Raw genomic sequence first — 17,897 nt, 5'->3', positions numbered from 1 at the left:
ACTATTTCAGATAAACAATAAAAGGTATGATTCCAAAACCTATACCCATAATGATGGCATAGACCAATGCTATCTTAGCAACAATACGAAGTCCTTTTCTATGATAGAACCCAAGGGTTTTAAAAGCGCTTTTGAAGCCATGATGCAGATGCAACGCTAATGGAATTACCAATACGGTATAGAAAATGACATAATAGATATTATGGAATAAGCTACTGGTTACCTCGTAGACATCTACATTACCAGCGGCATCTAAGCTTACCACTTCTCCCATGCCTAGTTTAATACGGGCCCAAAAATTGGCAAGGTGTACTACAATAAAAAGAAGAATCATGGTGCCGATGAGTCCCATGTTTTGTGAAGTCCATGTGCTATTCTCCTTCGAACTGTTCATTACATATTTTTGTGGCTTTGCTTTTCTGTTTCTGATGGTAATCAGCAGTGCATACACTACATGAAGAATAATGGATAGGTATAACAAATAGGCAACAATTTTTATCAATGGACTTTCGCGCAAAGTGGTCGAATACGAATTATATAAACCTCTTGCCGTTTCTTCCGGAAGTAATAAAATACAATTCGCCGACAAGTGAACCACTAGGAAAATACACAAGAACAAGCCTGTACCCGCAATAATGGTTTTTCTAAAAAACAATTGATTAATTGCCATAATCCACCTCAATTATAAATTAATACGTATCAAAAAGATTTTGCATTTCACTCAGTTTTTCACCGTTTGAAAGTGCCAACATTAATAAGATTCTCGCTTTAGCAGGATTTAAATCCCCAGACGCAACCGTGTGATAATCGTCGTCTTTAAATTCATTATCTCGTAACACCCATCCAGTTGCTGCACGAGTACTTCTTACTACTATTACCCCATGCTCTTCATAAGCTTTTTTCGCTGCTTTTAAAATTGCATCGGTCATGTTGCCATTACCGACCCCTGCGATTACGATACCTTTAGCTCCGGCCTTCACATGCATATCGATTAAATCTGGAGACATATCCGCATAGGCATAAATAATGTCTACACGAGGTAGCTTTTCAATCCCTTCTATTGAAAATTTACTCGAGTTTCCAAATTTGGTGTTGGGTTCACGAAAAAAGCCTAGTCTACCATAGAATACTCCACCTAACATTCCTTTAATAGGCGATTGAAAACTATTCACATTGGTGGTATTCATTTTGCTTACATCGCGAGCAGCGTGAATTTGGTCATTCAGTGAAACCATAACTCCTTTTCCTTTAGATTGGGAATCGGCAGCTATAGCGACCGCATTGTATAGATTTAATGGGCCTTCAGCACTTATCGAAGTGGAAGAGCGCATAGAACCGGTAGTAACCACGGGCTTATCACTTTTAACTACCAAACTCAAAAAATAAGCAGTCTCTTCTTGGGTATCGGTACCATGGGTAATCACGATGCCGTCTACATCATCGGAAGCCAGTAATTCATTAATTCGATTCGCCAACTTCAACCATATTTCGACGGACATATCTTGCGAACCGACATTAGCAATTTGCTCTCCTGAAACATCTGCGATTTTTTTGATTCCAGGTACGGCATTAATCATGGTTTGAATGCCTACTTGACCTGCTGAATAACTCCCTGAAGTTGCCGACGAGGCTGAGCCGGCTATAGTGCCTCCTGTTGCTAGAATTTTAACATTGGGAAGTGCTGTGTCTTGGGCGAAACCCATAGTAGTCATAGCCACTGCCATCAGGAAAGCTATCATTTTCAATTTTAATGCTCTCATAATAAAAGAATTTATGTGTAACTATAGCGTTCTTTTTATAATTAGTCTTATTTGTGTAGTGTTGCCGTATACTTTGGATTCATGAGGTTTTCTACACTCAATATTTTATCCAATTCTTGTTCGGAAAGGAGCTCTTTTTCAAGAACCAATTCCCTAATATTTTTTCCTGTAGCAACAGCCTCTTTTCCTAAAACATCACCCATATGATGCCCGATATACGGATTTAAAAAAGTGATGATTCCAACGGAATTGAATACCATTTGCTTCGTGTGCTCCTCATTGGCCGTGATTCCATCAATACATTTTTCAGCGAGGGTAACACAAGCGTTGGAAAGTAGTTCAACGGACTCGAACATACATTGTGCGATTACAGGCTCCATGACATTCAATTGCAATTGCCCAGCTTCGGCAGCAAAAGAAATGGTGACATCATTCCCAATTATTTTAAAACAAACTTGATTCGCGACCTCAGGAATTACCGGATTCACCTTGGCAGGCATGATGGAAGAACCTGCCTGCATTTCGGGTAGGTTGATTTCATTCAGTCCACAACGCGGTCCAGAAGAAAGTAGTCGCAGGTCATTACATATTTTTGATAGTTTTACGCCTGTTCTTTTAAGGGCTCCCGATATCATCACATAGGCACCGCAGTCAGAAGTAGCCTCTATCAAATTCTCGGCCCTCACAAAACTTGCTTTGGTATACTGTTGCAAGTACCCGATTGCCAATTCAGAATACCCATCTGGAGCGTTCACCCCGGTTCCGATCGCGGTAGCTCCTAGATTGACTTCTAAAATAAGGTCACGACAATGTTTTAAGTTTTTTGTTTCCTCCTTCAAGTTGGTAGACCATGCTCCAAATTCATCTCCGAGTGACATGGGTACGGCATCCTGAAGTTGGGTTCTTCCCATTTTAAGGACGTTCTTAAAAGCAGCTGCTTTTTTGTCAAGACTAGTGGTCAGTATATTAATACGTTCCAACAATTGGTTCATATAATAATACACTGCAACACGAAATGCGGTAGGGTAGGCATCATTGGTTGACTGCGATTTATTCACATGGTCGTTGGGATGTAAAATGTCATAACTTCCCTTTTCATGACCATTTAGTTCTAAAGCCACGTTTGCAATGACTTCATTTGCATTCATGTTTACCGAAGTTCCGGCACCGCCCTGAAAAACATCAGAAGGGAAGAACACGGCATACTTTTCCAAATCATTTAGAATGTGGTCACAGGCCTGTATAATCATATCCGCTTTATCGGCCGGAATAGTTCCAATCTCCTTATTAGCTGCAGCGCAGGCTTTCTTCGTTAACATCAATCCTTTTACAAATATTGGAAAGTCACCAATTTTGGAGTTCGAAATTTTGAAATTGTTTAAGGCTCTTTGCGTGTGAATACCGTAATAGTATTCATTGGAAATTTCTAAATCTCCCAATAAATCTGTTTCTTTTCTAGTTTTCATATTCTTGTTCTTTTTTCGATTTATAAAACGATACTTCCGATTAGAAATCCAAAGATTACGCTTGACGCTATGGTAACGGTTCCTGGCACAATGAAAGAATGATTGAAGACGTATTTGCCAATTTTAGTAGTCCCAGTATCATCCATTTCTACCGCTGCCAAAAGGGTAGGGTAGGTAGGTAAGACAAACAAAGCACTTACCGCTGCAAATGAGGCTATAGCTGCTATGGGACTAACCCCTAACGCCAAAGCTGCTGGCATTAAAGCCGTTGTAGTGGCAGCTTGAGAATACAATAGCATACTGGCAAAGAATAAAACTACAGCAAGTAACCAGGAGTATTGGTTAAGCATACCTCCGGCTGCTTCTTTGATTTCTTCAATATGGTTACTGACAAAAGTGTCGCCCAACCATGCTACGCCCAATACACAAATCGCTGCACTCATGCCAGATTTAAAAGTTGACATGCTTGGGATATCGGCCATTTTGAGTTTACAAATCAATGCAATAACCGTAGCTGCCAAGAGCATAACTGCCATGATTGCCTCATTGCGCGGAATTGTAGGATTTTCAATCAAGCCTACTTTCTTGGAAATAAGGGTAGCATAGGTGACTATGATGGCTATCGCAACTAAAAAGATGCCGACAGACCGTTTAGCTTCTTTAGTGTCTTTATGCGTTTCAGTGCTTTTTTCCTTTACCAAACCGGCTTTTAAACGTTCTTGATAGACAGGGTCCTGGTCAAGTGGTTTCCCTAATTTATTTGCGACAATAGCCCCTACCACACAGGCTAAAATCGTAGAAGGAATTGCTACGGCCAACAGTTGTAGGTACGAAACCCCGAGCGGTTCCAAAAAACTTGCAAAAATCACTACCGCAGCTGAAATAGGCGAAGCAGTTATGGCAATTTGCGAAGCCACTACTGAAATACTTAAGGGTTTTGATGGTCTTACATTTCCTTCTTTCGAAACTTCAACAATGACTGGTAAGGCGGCATAGGCGGTATGCCCTGTACCTGCAAACAAGGTCATGAAATAGGTAACGGTAGGCCCTAAAAAAGTTACACGCTTTGGATTTTTGCGAAGTAATGATTCAGAGAGGTGCACCAGGTAATCCAAACCACCAGCTTTTTGCATCGCGGCTATGGCAGAGATAACCGCCATTATAATGAGAATGACGTCTACAGGAACCGAACCGGCATCCAACCCAAAAATTAAAGTCAATACCACTACACCGGCACCACCAGCGTAGCCTATACCGATGCCTCCCATTTTTGACCCGAGGAAAATAAAAAAGAGAACGACGAGTAATTCTATCCAAATCATAGTATTCTTAGTTTAAAATTCATAGTATTTTGTAACAAGTGAAATCAACAGTTCCTTTATTTCACATTCAAGCCCTCTCTCAGAATGACGGCATTGATTATGGCATTCCAAGTTTTTTGGTGTATTTCTAGCTGATTCTGGTCCAGAACATCCTTGACATCAACTTCCATAAGTCGTACGCGTTCTTGGAGCTTGGCCTTCATTTGGTCGGCACTACTTTTAGATTTTTCTCCTTTGAGCTGTTCCATTTTTAAGGCATGATACTTTACCATTTTGAGATAATCTTCGCGTAACTTTCCTTGGAGCTTCATTTTATCCATACGGTCTTCATACCATAGTTCTTGAAGTTCTTTATCATTGGACATAAATACGGATACCTTGTATTCGAGTTGTTCTTTTTGCTCAGTGGTTAAGTCTTGGCCATGTAAAAAACTAGCACATGTAAAACCAAGAATCATGAAGAGGATTTTTGTCGTAGACATAGAAAAAGATTATAATTAATAGTTATATATTGAAACAAACTGTCTCTTAAAAAAGCCGTTTCTTCCTATTAGGTCACTTGAAAATTAGGTACTTCTTATCCATTTTTATTATCATTTTAGACCACTTCTAAAAATAGATTCAAGCTGTTATGTAGATTAGTTATTTTAGAAAAAAACTAAAGCATACTTTTAATTTGGAGGAATAGCCTTTTGTTTTAAAAGTCTTTTGAAATAGGTTGGTTCTTAAGTGCAATTTTTGTTATGCCTAAAAGGAATCACCCAAAAACACCCAATAAGAATCTAATAATCAAAGCATTGGAGATATCAATAAAAAAAGCACCAACAAGCGGTACCACAATGAATGCCTTGGGAGACCCACCGAACTTCTTGGTAACCGCCGTCATATTCGCAATTGCCGTGGGTGTAGCTCCTAGCGCCAGTCCAGCATATCCTGCACTCATTACGGCTGCATCATAATCTTTACCCATAACACGGAAAACAACCACGATTACGAAAACAGAAATCACTACGAGTTGGGCAACTACGATAAGAAGTAATGGTCCGGCCAAATCGGAGAGTGTCCATAATTGAAGACTCATTAGCGACATCGCTAGAAAAAGCCCTAAAGACAAATCGGATGCCATGGAAAGGGCTTTTGATTTTTCAGGTTGCCAATCGAATTTCTTAAAAAAGATAGGAATCAAATTCGTAACGATAATACCCGCAAACAATGCCGTGACAAAGGAGGGGAGAGCTAGCCCCATCCATGTGAGCAATTCATTAATGGCTATGCCCAATCCAGCAGTTGAGAAGATGAAGTATATCATCTGTAAAATATTGTTGTAGTTCATCTCCACACTATCGCCTTTGCCATGACGAACACCCACCACAACGGGCTTTTCTTCCGTCGGTTTTAACTGATGTCGTTTTATCAAAAACTTGGCAATAGGACCTCCTATGAATCCACCTAAAACCAAACCAATGGTTGCGCAAGCGATACCCATTTCCATGGCATTTGAAATGCCAAATTCATTCTGAAAAGTAGGCACCCAAGCGATGGTGGTGCCATGGCCTCCACTAAAAGAAACCGAACCTCCTAGAACACCCGTTACACTTGGCAAGTCAGTAAGGTAGGCAATACCTACACCGGTAAGGTTTTGGATGAAAAGATACCCCACTGCCAGTACTAAGAGTAGCAGCAATGATTTACCTCCTTTCAATAAGGTCTTCAATCTTGAAGAAAGGCCAATGGTGATAAAAAAGATGATAAGTAATGCATCTCGTAACTCCAAAGCAAAGCTGAACTCAGTGCCCGTTACGGCATATAAAATTCCGAAAAATATGGAAAAGATGACGCCTCCTGTTACGGGTTCGGGAATGTTATACGCTCTAAAAAAGGAAATTTTCTTGTTGAGATATTTCCCTAAAAATAAAACCAAACAAGCAATGACGATAGTGTCTCTGGGTCCTATTTGCATGGGTTATTTTGGGGTTACAATGCCGTCAGCGACCAATTGGTTCACCATTCTTTTGGTAAAACTATTAGATGCATTTTCTAAGGATGAAGGTTCTAATAGAGACGATTGCCCTGTCCAGACCATCGTTTCTTTTCCTTTGTATAACTCACCTTTGACATTGTATAGCACCGCCTCTATAAGATATGATTTTTCGGTCTTGTAATATCCCGGGGTATTAAAAGTCTGGTATCCTCTAACGATATATTCACCAACTCTATAATAAGATGGTACATAAAGGGTCTCTCCTGGTTTATAGCGGTCTGTTTCCTTGGAATTTATCAAAGCCATGGTTAGTACACCATCCAAATTATTCTCCTTAATGATTTTGATATAGTCTTCGGCGATTCTGATTTCTTCAGTCCCTCCTGGAGGAAATATCAAGATGCCTTCAACGGCATTTATTCCTTGTTCTTTTAACAAGGCAACGGCATCTTTTTCAAAGGTGTTGCGAGCGGTAAGGTCTTTACCGATTCCTATTACGGCTATTTTTTTATAAGCAGTATCGTTATAATTTTCCTTTGTCCAAGTCGACCCCATTTTTATACTACCACATCCTTGTATAATACTAATGGATAAAGCGAGTATTAAAACCGACAGCGTTTTTGGAAATCGGTAATTTCTATTTTTCATTCAGACGATGTTTTTAAGACCTTTTTTTGAGCTTTAAATGTAGTAGCTCCAAATAAGGTTGTTATTATCATTTTAGACCACCAGAAGAGAGAAACCGTTCTGAAAACACTATTTTTATAGTAATGTGTAGTTATTAGGTTGAAACACTTATGAAAAGTGAAATCAAAATCAAGAAATTGGTGTGGTTGGCATTTGGCCTAAGCTTGGCAATAAATTTTAGTGAAATACTGTATTATTTCAATTCTCCAATAACCTTATTTGAAACCCCGCGTCCTACTTCCGTTTTAAATATTCTTTTTAGAGGTTTTTCCGTTTTCTTGTTCTGTTTTAGTGCACTTTATTTTAATATATTCAAAATAGATGCTTGGTTGCGGAACTTAACGGATAAAATGGCTTTCTTGGGGTCATTGCTTATAAACGGACTACTATACATCCTGACACTAATTCCCTTTCTTTATATAATGGATAATTTCATTGTTACGCTGCCTCTTGGAGAACTAAAGGGACTCTCTTTTGTATGGTTGGTATTATTGGTTATTTGTGTTTTATTAGCAACCTTACTAAAAGTAAGATCTGGATTGGCAAATAGATTAATAGGACAAGAAGCTTTTGTTCGGTATAATAAAGAACATAATAGCTTTGACCACGACCTTAACATACTTGAAAAGAATTATTTGACCAGTCTTTTATTACCTAGAAAAAAAGTATTGGAACCTGTAAAAATAAAGGATTTCGCTTTGTTTTTCATTGAAGATTGCATCGTAAAAGGAAAAACCTTTGATTTAAGGGTTTTCTTTTTGGACAAGAGTATTCAAGAACTGGAACAAAAACTAAATCCGAATAGTTTTTTCCGAGCTAATCGACAATGCCTTATCAATCGTGACGCCGTGAAACATTTAGAACCAGATTCTTTTGGTAAAATGGAATTGACCTTAAAAATTGACCATGAAGAATCTATTTCAATAAGCAAACTTAAAACCAAGGACTTCAAAGATTGGTTAGTTGAATTTTCAGCTTAGGATTTCTCCATCTCAACTGCAAATTTATCCACTTCATGCAATGAAGTTTTTAATTTTCTTTTCGCTCTTATAACTTCATTTTGAACACTAGAAAAGATTGTATTCATTGCCTCTACACAGCTAATGACGAAAACCTAGACCTTAATTGACAATACGTTATCTCATCTTGATTTAGGCCCTCCCCTTCAATTCTTTTTTAGAAGATTAAGCAACACTAGTATTACGAATCTTTTAAGAAGAAGTATGGTTCAGAAATATCAAATATGCCAAATAGCATTATTAAATCCTGTATTAGAGGTTTTGGAAAACAATGGTGTTGATTCAAAAAAACTCGTCAAAAAAAGTACACTACGATATTTTGACTTAGAGCAAGAGCAACACTATGCCCCACTTGAAGTGGTTTATGATTTCTTTGCGAAGATAAAAACTCACTTTCCCAACGGGTTCTTGAGACCATACGACTTAGCGTATTTCAAACTTTCTAATTTAGGAAGCTTTGGAAGGTACTTGACCAAGCTTCCAACCTTATATAGTGTGTTGCACCAGTTCGTGATGTACAAGTCGATTTTTCAAACGAATTTAAATTGTAATCTGAGTATATATCAAGATACCGTAAAGTTTGATTTTTCATATTTGGATGAGCCCACGACGGGTCGAAAAATAGGGGAAAACATTTTTATGGCTATTCTTTTGCAACTATTTAGAACCTACACCAATAAAAATTGGGTGCCAGATGAAATACATATTCCTTATAACAACTATGGAGAAATTAAATCTATGGTAATAGGAAAAAAGTGCCGGCTTATCACAAATCAAAATACGTTTGCTTTTGTATTTCCTCGGGAAATATTAAGAAAGGCGACAAAAATCCGTATTCAATTCACAAACCAGAGCTTACCCAATGTTCCTGCCAAAAGTATTTCAGACACTATAGAAGAAATTTTAAAAAGCTATAAATCAGGCTATATTCCTTCTCTTAGCAATGTGGCTCAGCATTTTAATGTTTCTGAAAGTAGTATCAAAAGAAGCCTCAAATCGGAAAACACCAAATTCTCTAAAATTCTAGAGAAAATTCTATATCAAAAATCAATCGACCTACTAACGGGTTCCAACCTTAGCATTACCCTCATTAGTGAGTTTTTGGGCTATTCAGATAGTCCAAATTTCATACGCTCATTTAAAAAATGGTCCAGTAGTACACCAGGTCAATTTAGGGATTCATACATATTGACCTCGATTGATAATTAGCTTAAACATAAAATTACTTAAACTTGAATGGGACTTGGGCTGAGATAGAAGCGACATTTATCGGCTTTACAACAGCAAACAAGAAATGAACTCATGAGAATAAAATTTTTTGGAACTAGGGGTTCCATACCTGTTTGTGAAAATGGATACCAAGAATTTGGGGGCAATACTACTTGTGTAGCAGTTTTTGGAGATACAGATAGCGACGTGCTTGTCTTTGACGCGGGAACGGGTATCCGAAAATTAGGCAAGGAGCTTATGCAACAGGAATTTCTTCCCGGAAGAAAGATTGTCATTGCTTTTTCCCATTTTCATTGGGACCATATTCAGGGCTTTCCTTTTTTCGCCCCGGCATACGACCCATCCAAAGAAATACACATCATCGCACTAGGTAAGGACTTACATATACCCGATTTAAAAAACATTTTCGCCAAACAAATGGAAAGCACTTATTTTCCTGTAAGCCTTGATAATATGGGTGCCAATTTTTCATTTATCCTAAAAAACGTTAATGAAGAAACGTTCCCCGATGGGAGTATAAAAACGTATTTGCATTCCCATCCTGGCGGAGCACATAGTTATCGATTGGAAGCTGATGGCAAAGTCTTGGTCTATGCTACGGATATTGAGCATGGCCTCATATTGGATGAAAAGCTGGTGGAATTCGCAAAAAATGCCGATGTCCTGATTCATGATGCGCAATATACGCCTGAAGAGCTTCCAAATTATAGGGGCTGGGGTCATAGTAGTTGGGAGCAGGCCATTCAAGTTGCCGAAAAAGCCAACGTAAAAAAACTTTTTCTTACCCATCACGACCCTGAGCATAATGATGACTTTCTATTGGAGGTAGAACGTCTTTGTCAAGAACGTTTTGCGAATTGCTTCTTGGCCCGGGAGGGAGTTCAAATAGAACTCTGAACGCCACAAACTTAAACAGGCTCAACTTTAGTGATAAAAAGAGTTCAATACTATCTTAATAGGTGCATTTGCTTTATTCCCATAAAAAGATAGGTATACCCTTTCCCTATCCAAACATGACCCGATATGATAATAGCTATTTTGGTCATCGAGGATAAATTTACAAAGTTACTGCCCCCACATCTTATCATGAGATGTTTACCGTGGTAACAGCTAATTGGAAAAAATATAGATGACAAAATTCCCATGTGTGCTAAGGCAATTTCTTTTGCTTTCAGGACTACTATTTTTAGTGCAATCCGCAACTGCCCAAGTTATTGGAGACAGTCTAGACACACCCTTTAGAAAAGGACGTTGGCTCACAGGGTTATCAGGAAGTATAAGCTCAAATACAAATAAAACAGGAATATCTGAAGAAAAGACAATCACCAATGAATTTGGACTAAACTTTTCCACAGGAAGGTTTATCAAAGACAGATGGCTCTTAGGAGGAAAAATAAATACAGATAGAGCTAGTTCTGCAGGTAGTGTTGACCGTGCCACGGAGTCTTTGTTTATCGGTCCCTTTGTATCCCATTATTTATCCACTAACGAACGTGGATCACTTTTTACCACCTTATCTACGGGCTATGTCCGTTATCGGGAAGAAACACAATTGAACACGCTGCAAGCATCCACCGAACTTTCATCAGAAGGGGGCGGTTTCGGAACACTGGTTGGTTTAGGTTATTCCTATGTAATTCATGACAAAATTGCTTTTGATATCGGGTTTAATCTCAACCTTTTTTGGATTGGAGTTGACCAAGAAGAACTACCATCGGGTATGATTAGTTCACAAAATATAGCAATCAGTAATATCGCATTCACTTTTGGATTCAACGTAATACTTGATGATTTCTTTTTCTGATGAAAAAATTAGCAATAGCAATATATGTTCTGATGGTTTTCCCTCTTTGTGTTGTCGGACAGGGAAGGGAAGAGGGCTTTATACAAACCGATACCATTGGGAAACAAAAAAATATTAAGCTAGTGGCTTTACCAATTATGTTTTATACTCCCGAAACAAAATTCGGTATTGGTGGTGGTGGGCAATTGTTTTTACTAAACAACACCAACCAGTACAATCAGAGGCTTTCGAATATTTTATTCAGTGGTATTTATACCACCGCAGGGCAAATAATGTTCAATGTTACCCCACAAGTTTATTTAGGAAAGGGGAATTATTTTATTGATGCGGATTATTTATTTGAAATATATCCAAATTCCTTTTGGGGCATTGGTCCGGAAACGCCCGAAGAAAGTGAGGAGTTCTACGACCAAACCACACATAGACTCAAGCTGAGTTTCTTAAAACGCTTGCCTCCTGATTTGAACTTTGGTTTCACTTATAATTTTGCCAATCACCAGGTTACGGAGGTTCAAGAAGATGGTCTGCTTGATTCTGGAACTATTTTGGGTGCAGACCGAACGGTTATAAGTGGATTAGGTGCTGAATTCAATCTAGATACACGAACCGACACTTCTTCCCCAACCGATGGGCAATTATTTGAAATAGGGGCACACTTTTCAAGTAAAATTCTAGGGGCAACGCACGGTTTTAATAAGTTCACACTTGACTTACGCAACTATGAACCACTTGGTGAACGAAGTACTTTGGCAACCCAAGTCTATATCGAGAATAATTATGGCGACGTGCCTTTTCAGGGGATGGCTTTTTTTGGAGGGAGTAGCAGTGCCAGAGGATATTTCTATGGTCGATTTTTAGACAAGAACATGTATGTAGTACAGGCGGAATATCGCTATCGACTAAAACCCAGATGGAATTTGGCCGCCTTTGGCCTAGTAGGAAGTGTAGCAGGAGATGCTTCAGACCTCCTAAAATTTAACTCCGTAAAACCGGGCTTTGGTGCCGGTGTACGATTTAAGATATTGCGAGAACAAAACACATGGTTGCGACTAGATATCGGTAGTGGAAAAGATGGCCAAAACGGAATTTATTTTGGAGTGAATGAAGCTTTTTAAAAATAATAAGATTATGAATAACACAGTCAAACTTATTTTATTTGCTTTGGTATTTCAATCCGCTTTTATGATAAAAGCGCAGGAAATCGATATTAATTATGGATATCAATTTGGTACCAAATTTAGTGGGGATAGCGATTATTTAAGTATCGATGCGGGAAATCAGCTAGGGGTGTCTTTCGGATGGTCATTTTCCGATAATACTGTAGCCCAGATTACCTACAATCGTCATTCTTCAGCTTTATTGATTAAAGACAGGGATGTAAGTCCTTCAGAATCCAAGCTTGCTGATTTAACTGCAAACTGGATTATGCTGACAGGAATCTATTACTTCTCCGATGGAAATATCACACCTTTTGTAGGCGGTGGAGCAGGATACGCTTTTGTAAATTTTGAGAATGAAAATAGGACTATAGTGGATGAAGGTATTGATACTGCTACTAGAATTGCCTTTTCTCTTAAGGGTGGCGTTACTTTTTGGTTAGGTGAGCATATCGGACTAAAGGCACAGGCAGATTTATTCCTCCCAGTTAATGGCTTTAATCTTGATGCTATTTTTAATGAGGACTATGATGGCTTTAGGTCCGCAGAAAATATTAGACCCATATCACCCTATTTTGGTTTGAACGGAGGTATGGTCTTTAGGTTTTGATTTTATGAATCAATAGGGGATAGTTTTTAGAGTATATGGAGGCAACAGCAAGTTTAAAGAAAGGCCAAATGACTATTGTAAGTAGTCGAGATTAATCGTGCGCCAATATTTACTACGGTTCAATTCGCCCCATAGTTATTTTTAGGATCTCCCCCCATGTTTCTCGATGCATTTTTAGCTGTTCATCATTCAAAATCGGTGTCACATCCTCATTGAGAAGGGCAAGTTGTTTCTCCAGTGCAGCCCTAGTCTCATTAATGGATAATTGACTGTCAGCACGATCATAGGAATTCATTTTCATACTATGATAAACTACCATTTTTCTATAGTTGTCTTTTGTTTCATCGTCCAAATTCAATTGATCCATGAATTTCTCATACCAACGTGTCTGAAGTGCTATATCATCCGTATTAAAGACCTCCTCTATAGATTGAAGCTTGGCCACTTGATTCGGACTAAGTTTTTGAGAACATACATTTAGTGAGATAAATACAGTTGCTACAATCAGTAATAAAAGCTGTTTTTTCAAAATACAATTTTTTAAATCCGGGATGTTTTGAGTATTTCAGAATGCAATTAATTGGTAGCCACAACTAAAAATCTATTGATTGATATTGGTAATACCATCCACAAAAGCATCCAGGTCAGCACCTCCTTGCATCATTTTAATAGACTTATCTGCGATGTACGGAACGTTTTGATGTGCAAAGCCCATACCTTTTCCCATTCGTTCTAACCATGATTTTTGTTCATTACCTGTAATTGAATCATCCTCACATACCAATTGCGTCAAAGTATATAGGTTTTCCAATTTCATTTTATTCGTTGGGATTGTCTCTAACGGATAGGATAGGTAGTTTTCCATAATACCGTCATATTCCGAAGACGACATCCCTAATTTTGTGGCAAGATGGCTTAGAAAGCCTTTTTCAGATTCGGAAGCATCACCATCACGCATGGTGATTTTTACCAGTCCTGCAAATTCATTGTGATATTTATTCTGTTCTGTATTCATAATATATTATTTCTAGTTCTTCCTATATTAGTTGACTTTACGACTCGTTTTTAGCGCTTTTTTGATTGATGAACTTCCCTACAACAACAGCTGTTATAACGACCAAATAGAACTGACCGATTAAACCTATTAGAATTGATGCTTTTTGTGCTATTGGTGTAACCGGTAAGATATCACCATAACCAATTGTCATCATCGTAATAAAGCTGAAGTACATCAATTGTTCTGTAAGTGTATTGGGCAAAGTTCCTTGTTGATGTAACAAACCTCCTTGAAACGATTCAGGATTGGCCAGTTCAATGCTCATACAAATAAAAAACCCTATAAGTCCAAGAGATATAAAACCACTTACCATACCGTAGATTACTTTTTTATCTACCATGGTAGATTGCCAAACCTGCTTGATGATTTCGTAAGTAACGGCTAGGTAAAAAGCAAAATAGATTCCGAATTGCATATAGCTCGTGAATAACGGCATTCCGCCATTTGCTTGAGCGAAGGCGAAAATAGTACTACTGGCAATGAGCAAAACCAAGAAAAACCAGAAAAAATCCTTACGCTTTGAAATCAAAATGATTCCCGCTATTAGATTGAGCAAAAAGAAGATAGGTCCAATACTTTTTTCGAAAATTTCGCCTCGAATGAACAATGAACCAAACAAGACCGCTATCTGCGTGATGAAGAAAAACTCAAAACGATATGAATACAGTTTTTTGAACATCTCTTAATCCAATAAGGCTTTATTAAATTTATACCCCTTGTAATCCACTTTGTACAATACGCTATAAAAAGCGGGAATAAATAATAAGGTAATCACTGTTCCAAACAAGAGTCCTACCATAATAGTTACGGCCATGGGTTCCCATGTTTCACCTCCACCCAAATACAGCGGTATTAAGCCTAGTACTGTAGTAAAGGTTGCTAGCAATATCGGTCGAAAACGCTGCAAACAAGCTGCGATAATAGCATCTTGCGGTTTTCGTTTGATTTCGTTTTCTTCAATTTCTATTCGGTCCACCAATACAATGGCATTGTTAATTACAATACCCGCCAAAGAAATAACACCCAAAAAGGCCATAAACCCGAAAGGAACGTTGAAAATCAATAATCCTAGAACCATACCGATAACTCCCAATGGAATGGTACAAACAATCATAGCCATTTTACGGAAGGAATTGAACTGAATAATTAACAACATAATGATAATAAAGGCAGATAACGGTAGGTAACTAGCTACCGCGCCCATGTTCTCTGCTGTGGTTTCGGCATCCCCACCTAAATTGTAACTATAACCTTGGCCCCAAGTCGCCGCTTGTTCTTCTAACCATGGCGTGATATCCGCAGTAATTGCAGAAGCATTACCATCTGCGGCTAATTCACTTGAAACATTGATGGTTCGGGTCAGGTTCAATCGCTTGACCCTAGTGTATTGCCATTGGGGCATGATTGAGGCTACTTGCAGCAACGGCACACTTTTTCCGGAACTCTGGGCATAAATATTCAAAGTTTCTAAAGATGCCAAGGACTGTTGTTTGCTTTGGTCGCTTAACATAACAATGGGAATGGACTTATCGTCTTCACGATATTCACCAGTGCTAAACCCATCCAATACGGTCTGAAGCGAGGTTGCAATGTCTTGATTGGTAACGCCCGCTAGTTGCGCTTTGTTTTGGTCAATGTCAATGATGAATTTCTTTCCTTTTGGTCCCCAGTCGTCTTTGATGTTTTTGGTACCTGAAATTCCGAATAATCTGGTTTTTATGGTCTGGGATATCTCAGCCAATTTATCAGGGTCATTTCCTGATACCTTTATTTCTATTGGTGTTCCACCACCTCCAGAGCCTAAAAGGCCCACTTTAATATCTGCATTGGGAAAGGACGCAAAACTAAAAGAATCTAATTTTCGGACCATTTCATTGTTCACCAAGAAATCAGAAGTATTGATAAGGATGTGCGCATAGTTCGAATTCGCCTCATCGGGATTGTAGCCTAAATCATAGGTCGATGGCCCTTCACCAATATATGCGGACCAGTCTACCACACCATCCGTCTTGTTTTCACCAACTTTAAGCTCCTCGGTTATAAAAGCCTCGATGGCAGCGACCATCTCCTGAGTACGTTCAATTTTAGTTCCTTCAGGAAGATTGATATCTGCCGTTATCATATTCCTGTCACTATCGGGAAAGAATACGAAAGCCAGTAATCCGAAACCTAGAATTGATAAAACGAACATTCCTACGATGGTAAAAAGAACGGTTCGTTTCCAGTTGAGGGCAACCAATATCAAATCTTTATACTTCGATTTTAAACCATTAATCAAACGGTCTAAGAAACTTACTTTTCCCTCCTCTTGTTTTTTCACTTTAAGGAAGAAAACGCAGAACAGGGTAATGATGCTTAAGGCGATAATCCATGAGGACAATAGGGCTATAGTTATCACCACGAAAATGGGTCCCATAATATCACCCATAACGGATTCAGCCATATAAAAAGACAAAAATGCTGCGGAAGTAGTCAAAGTGGAAATCAATAAGGGCGTAAAGAGTTCGGAGCATGAATCTATGGCTGCTTTTTTGACATCGACACCGTTATCCATTTTCACCATGACCGACTCTGCCACAACAATACCATTGTCCACCATCATCCCTAAGGCCATGATTAAAGCCGCCAAAGTGATTTGATTTAACCCGACGTCGATTAAGCCCATTATAAACAGGGTAGTAATGGTAACTATGGGTATTAAACTCGCAATCACCAAGCCAGTTCGCAATCCTAAGAAAAATAACATGACAAATAGTACTATGGTAATAGACTGGAGCAGGTTACCGACAAAATCACTAATTTTTGTATCAATATATCCGTCTATGGAAGCCAATCTGTTAGCTTCTAGACCAACAGGCAGTTTTTCTCGCCACTCATTTAGTACAACATCGAGTTCTTCCCCTAACTTGATGATGTTCGCTCCTTTTTTTAGGGAAACATGAAGTGATAGTGCATCTTTACCATTGATTCGCACAATTTGGGTCGGGGGATTGATATAACCTTTTCGAACACTGGTGATATCCTTTAAGGGAACCACTTGACCACCATCCCCAACAGGAATCAACATTTCTTCGATGTCGGAAACATCATCAAAGTTTCCCGTAGGCTCTAAAATGATACGCTCGTCCTCAACGTTGATTTGTCCTCCAGAACTTAAAATATTGGTGTTGCTTATCAGACCTTGTAAACGATTTGATGTAAGACCATAACTCTTCAGTTTTGTATTATCAAACTCCACGAATACCCGTTCTGCTTGGTCTCCGTTGATTTCCACCTTTGCAGCATCGGGCAATTTGATTAAATCATCGCGCATGTCGTCGGCATAGGTTTTCATGTCCGCAAAGGAATAGCCATCACTGGTTAAGCCAACTGCAATTCCGAAGACCTCGCCAATACCGTCGTCTTTCAGTTGTGGTTGTACCCCAGTGGGTAATCCTTGAATGCTACTTAATTTTCTTCGGAGCCTATCCCAAACCGCCTGTAATTCTTCTGGCTTTGTTTGCATCACCAATTCTACTTGAACAACCGAAAGACCTGTTCTTGATGTACTGGTCACTTTCTTTAGTTCTGGTAATTCTTGGGCCACCTTTTCAATTTTATCCGTGACCAACTCCTCAACACGTTCAGGACTTGCTCCAGGGAATGAAGAAACAACAGAAGCCACGCGAATAGTATAGGGCGGCATGCTATCTCGAGACAGACCTTGATAACCTACTAGCCCCATGAGCATAACCACGGCAAGGATACTTAAAACGACACGGTTGTTATTTATTGAAAACTGCGTAAGATTCATAATTCATTTGG

General features: G+C 38.8%; 17 protein-coding genes. 6 read left to right on the top strand and 11 right to left on the bottom strand.

The genetic code is table 11. From position 1 onward, the window contains the following. Position 1 precedes the first annotated feature (1 nt). The 7 genes from FGM00_RS11110 to FGM00_RS11080 form a co-directional block, all read right to left on the bottom strand. Positions 2-670: a succinate dehydrogenase cytochrome b subunit gene (locus FGM00_RS11110; RefSeq protein ID WP_138852970.1), complete on the bottom strand. Its 669-nt coding sequence runs from the start codon at positions 668-670 to the stop codon at positions 2-4. Between the two features lie 19 nt (positions 671-689). Beyond that, on the bottom strand, positions 690-1,760 hold the full coding sequence (locus FGM00_RS11105) for a type II asparaginase (RefSeq protein WP_138852969.1): 1,071 nt from the start codon (positions 1,758-1,760) through the stop codon (positions 690-692). Positions 1,761-1,807: 47 nt separating this feature from the next. Continuing rightward, positions 1,808-3,226, bottom strand: coding sequence for an aspartate ammonia-lyase (gene aspA, locus FGM00_RS11100; protein ID WP_138852968.1), 1,419 nt, complete (start codon positions 3,224-3,226; stop codon positions 1,808-1,810). A gap of 20 nt (positions 3,227-3,246) precedes the next feature. After that, a complete protein-coding gene (locus FGM00_RS11095) occupies positions 3,247-4,548 on the bottom strand; it encodes an anaerobic C4-dicarboxylate transporter (protein WP_138852967.1) in 1,302 nt (433 codons plus the stop codon). Between the two features lie 56 nt (positions 4,549-4,604). Beyond that, the gene (locus tag FGM00_RS11090) at positions 4,605-5,030 is read right to left on the bottom strand and encodes a hypothetical protein (RefSeq protein WP_138852966.1); all 426 of its coding nucleotides are present in this window, start codon (positions 5,028-5,030) and stop codon (positions 4,605-4,607) included. Positions 5,031-5,305: 275 nt separating this feature from the next. Next, the gene (gene gltS, locus FGM00_RS11085) at positions 5,306-6,508 is read right to left on the bottom strand and encodes a sodium/glutamate symporter (RefSeq protein ID WP_138852965.1); all 1,203 of its coding nucleotides are present in this window, start codon (positions 6,506-6,508) and stop codon (positions 5,306-5,308) included. 3 nt (positions 6,509-6,511) lie between these two features. After that, on the bottom strand, positions 6,512-7,177 hold the full coding sequence (locus FGM00_RS11080; RefSeq protein WP_138852964.1) for a hypothetical protein: 666 nt from the start codon (positions 7,175-7,177) through the stop codon (positions 6,512-6,514). Between the two features lie 149 nt (positions 7,178-7,326). Between FGM00_RS11080 and FGM00_RS11075 the strand changes: the two genes are divergently transcribed. From FGM00_RS11075 to FGM00_RS11050, 6 genes are all read left to right on the top strand, one after another. Then, entirely contained in the window at positions 7,327-8,196 is an 870-nt protein-coding gene (locus FGM00_RS11075) for a LytR/AlgR family response regulator transcription factor (RefSeq protein WP_138852963.1), read from the top strand. Between the two features lie 243 nt (positions 8,197-8,439). Then, positions 8,440-9,444: a helix-turn-helix transcriptional regulator gene (locus tag FGM00_RS11070; RefSeq protein WP_138852962.1), complete on the top strand. Its 1,005-nt coding sequence runs from the start codon at positions 8,440-8,442 to the stop codon at positions 9,442-9,444. Positions 9,445-9,537: 93 nt separating this feature from the next. Beyond that, the gene (locus FGM00_RS11065) at positions 9,538-10,362 is read left to right on the top strand and encodes an MBL fold metallo-hydrolase (protein ID WP_138852961.1); all 825 of its coding nucleotides are present in this window, start codon (positions 9,538-9,540) and stop codon (positions 10,360-10,362) included. A gap of 232 nt (positions 10,363-10,594) precedes the next feature. Beyond that, positions 10,595-11,269: a hypothetical protein gene (locus tag FGM00_RS11060; RefSeq protein WP_138852960.1), complete on the top strand. Its 675-nt coding sequence runs from the start codon at positions 10,595-10,597 to the stop codon at positions 11,267-11,269. Then, a complete protein-coding gene (locus FGM00_RS11055; RefSeq protein WP_138852959.1) occupies positions 11,269-12,384 on the top strand; it encodes a BamA/TamA family outer membrane protein in 1,116 nt (371 codons plus the stop codon). Before FGM00_RS11060 ends, FGM00_RS11055 begins: the two co-directional genes overlap by 1 nt. After that, positions 12,371-13,036, top strand: a complete 666-nt coding sequence (locus tag FGM00_RS11050) for an outer membrane protein (protein WP_138852958.1) — start codon at positions 12,371-12,373, stop codon at positions 13,034-13,036. Before FGM00_RS11055 ends, FGM00_RS11050 begins: the two co-directional genes overlap by 14 nt. A gap of 112 nt (positions 13,037-13,148) precedes the next feature. On the opposite strand, the gene FGM00_RS11045 is transcribed toward FGM00_RS11050, so the two are convergent. From FGM00_RS11045 to FGM00_RS11030, 4 genes are all read right to left on the bottom strand, one after another. After that, positions 13,149-13,565, bottom strand: a complete 417-nt coding sequence (locus FGM00_RS11045) for a hypothetical protein (protein ID WP_138852957.1) — start codon at positions 13,563-13,565, stop codon at positions 13,149-13,151. Between the two features lie 72 nt (positions 13,566-13,637). Further along, positions 13,638-14,051, bottom strand: a complete 414-nt coding sequence (locus FGM00_RS11040; RefSeq protein ID WP_138852956.1) for a hypothetical protein — start codon at positions 14,049-14,051, stop codon at positions 13,638-13,640. A gap of 37 nt (positions 14,052-14,088) precedes the next feature. After that, positions 14,089-14,772 (bottom strand): ion channel, encoded by a 684-nt coding sequence (locus FGM00_RS11035; RefSeq protein WP_138852955.1) that lies wholly within the window; start codon positions 14,770-14,772, stop codon positions 14,089-14,091. A gap of 3 nt (positions 14,773-14,775) precedes the next feature. Further along, complete coding sequence (locus tag FGM00_RS11030) at positions 14,776-17,886, bottom strand: efflux RND transporter permease subunit (RefSeq protein ID WP_138852954.1); 3,111 nt, start codon at positions 17,884-17,886, stop codon at positions 14,776-14,778. Between the last annotated feature and the right edge of the window lie 11 nt (positions 17,887-17,897).

The organism is Aggregatimonas sangjinii, assembly GCF_005943945.1.
Lineage (GTDB): Bacteria > Bacteroidota > Bacteroidia > Flavobacteriales > Flavobacteriaceae > Pelagihabitans > Pelagihabitans sangjinii.
The sequence above is the reverse complement of the archived record's forward strand: the minus strand, read 5'-3'. Positions and strand labels throughout refer to the sequence as shown.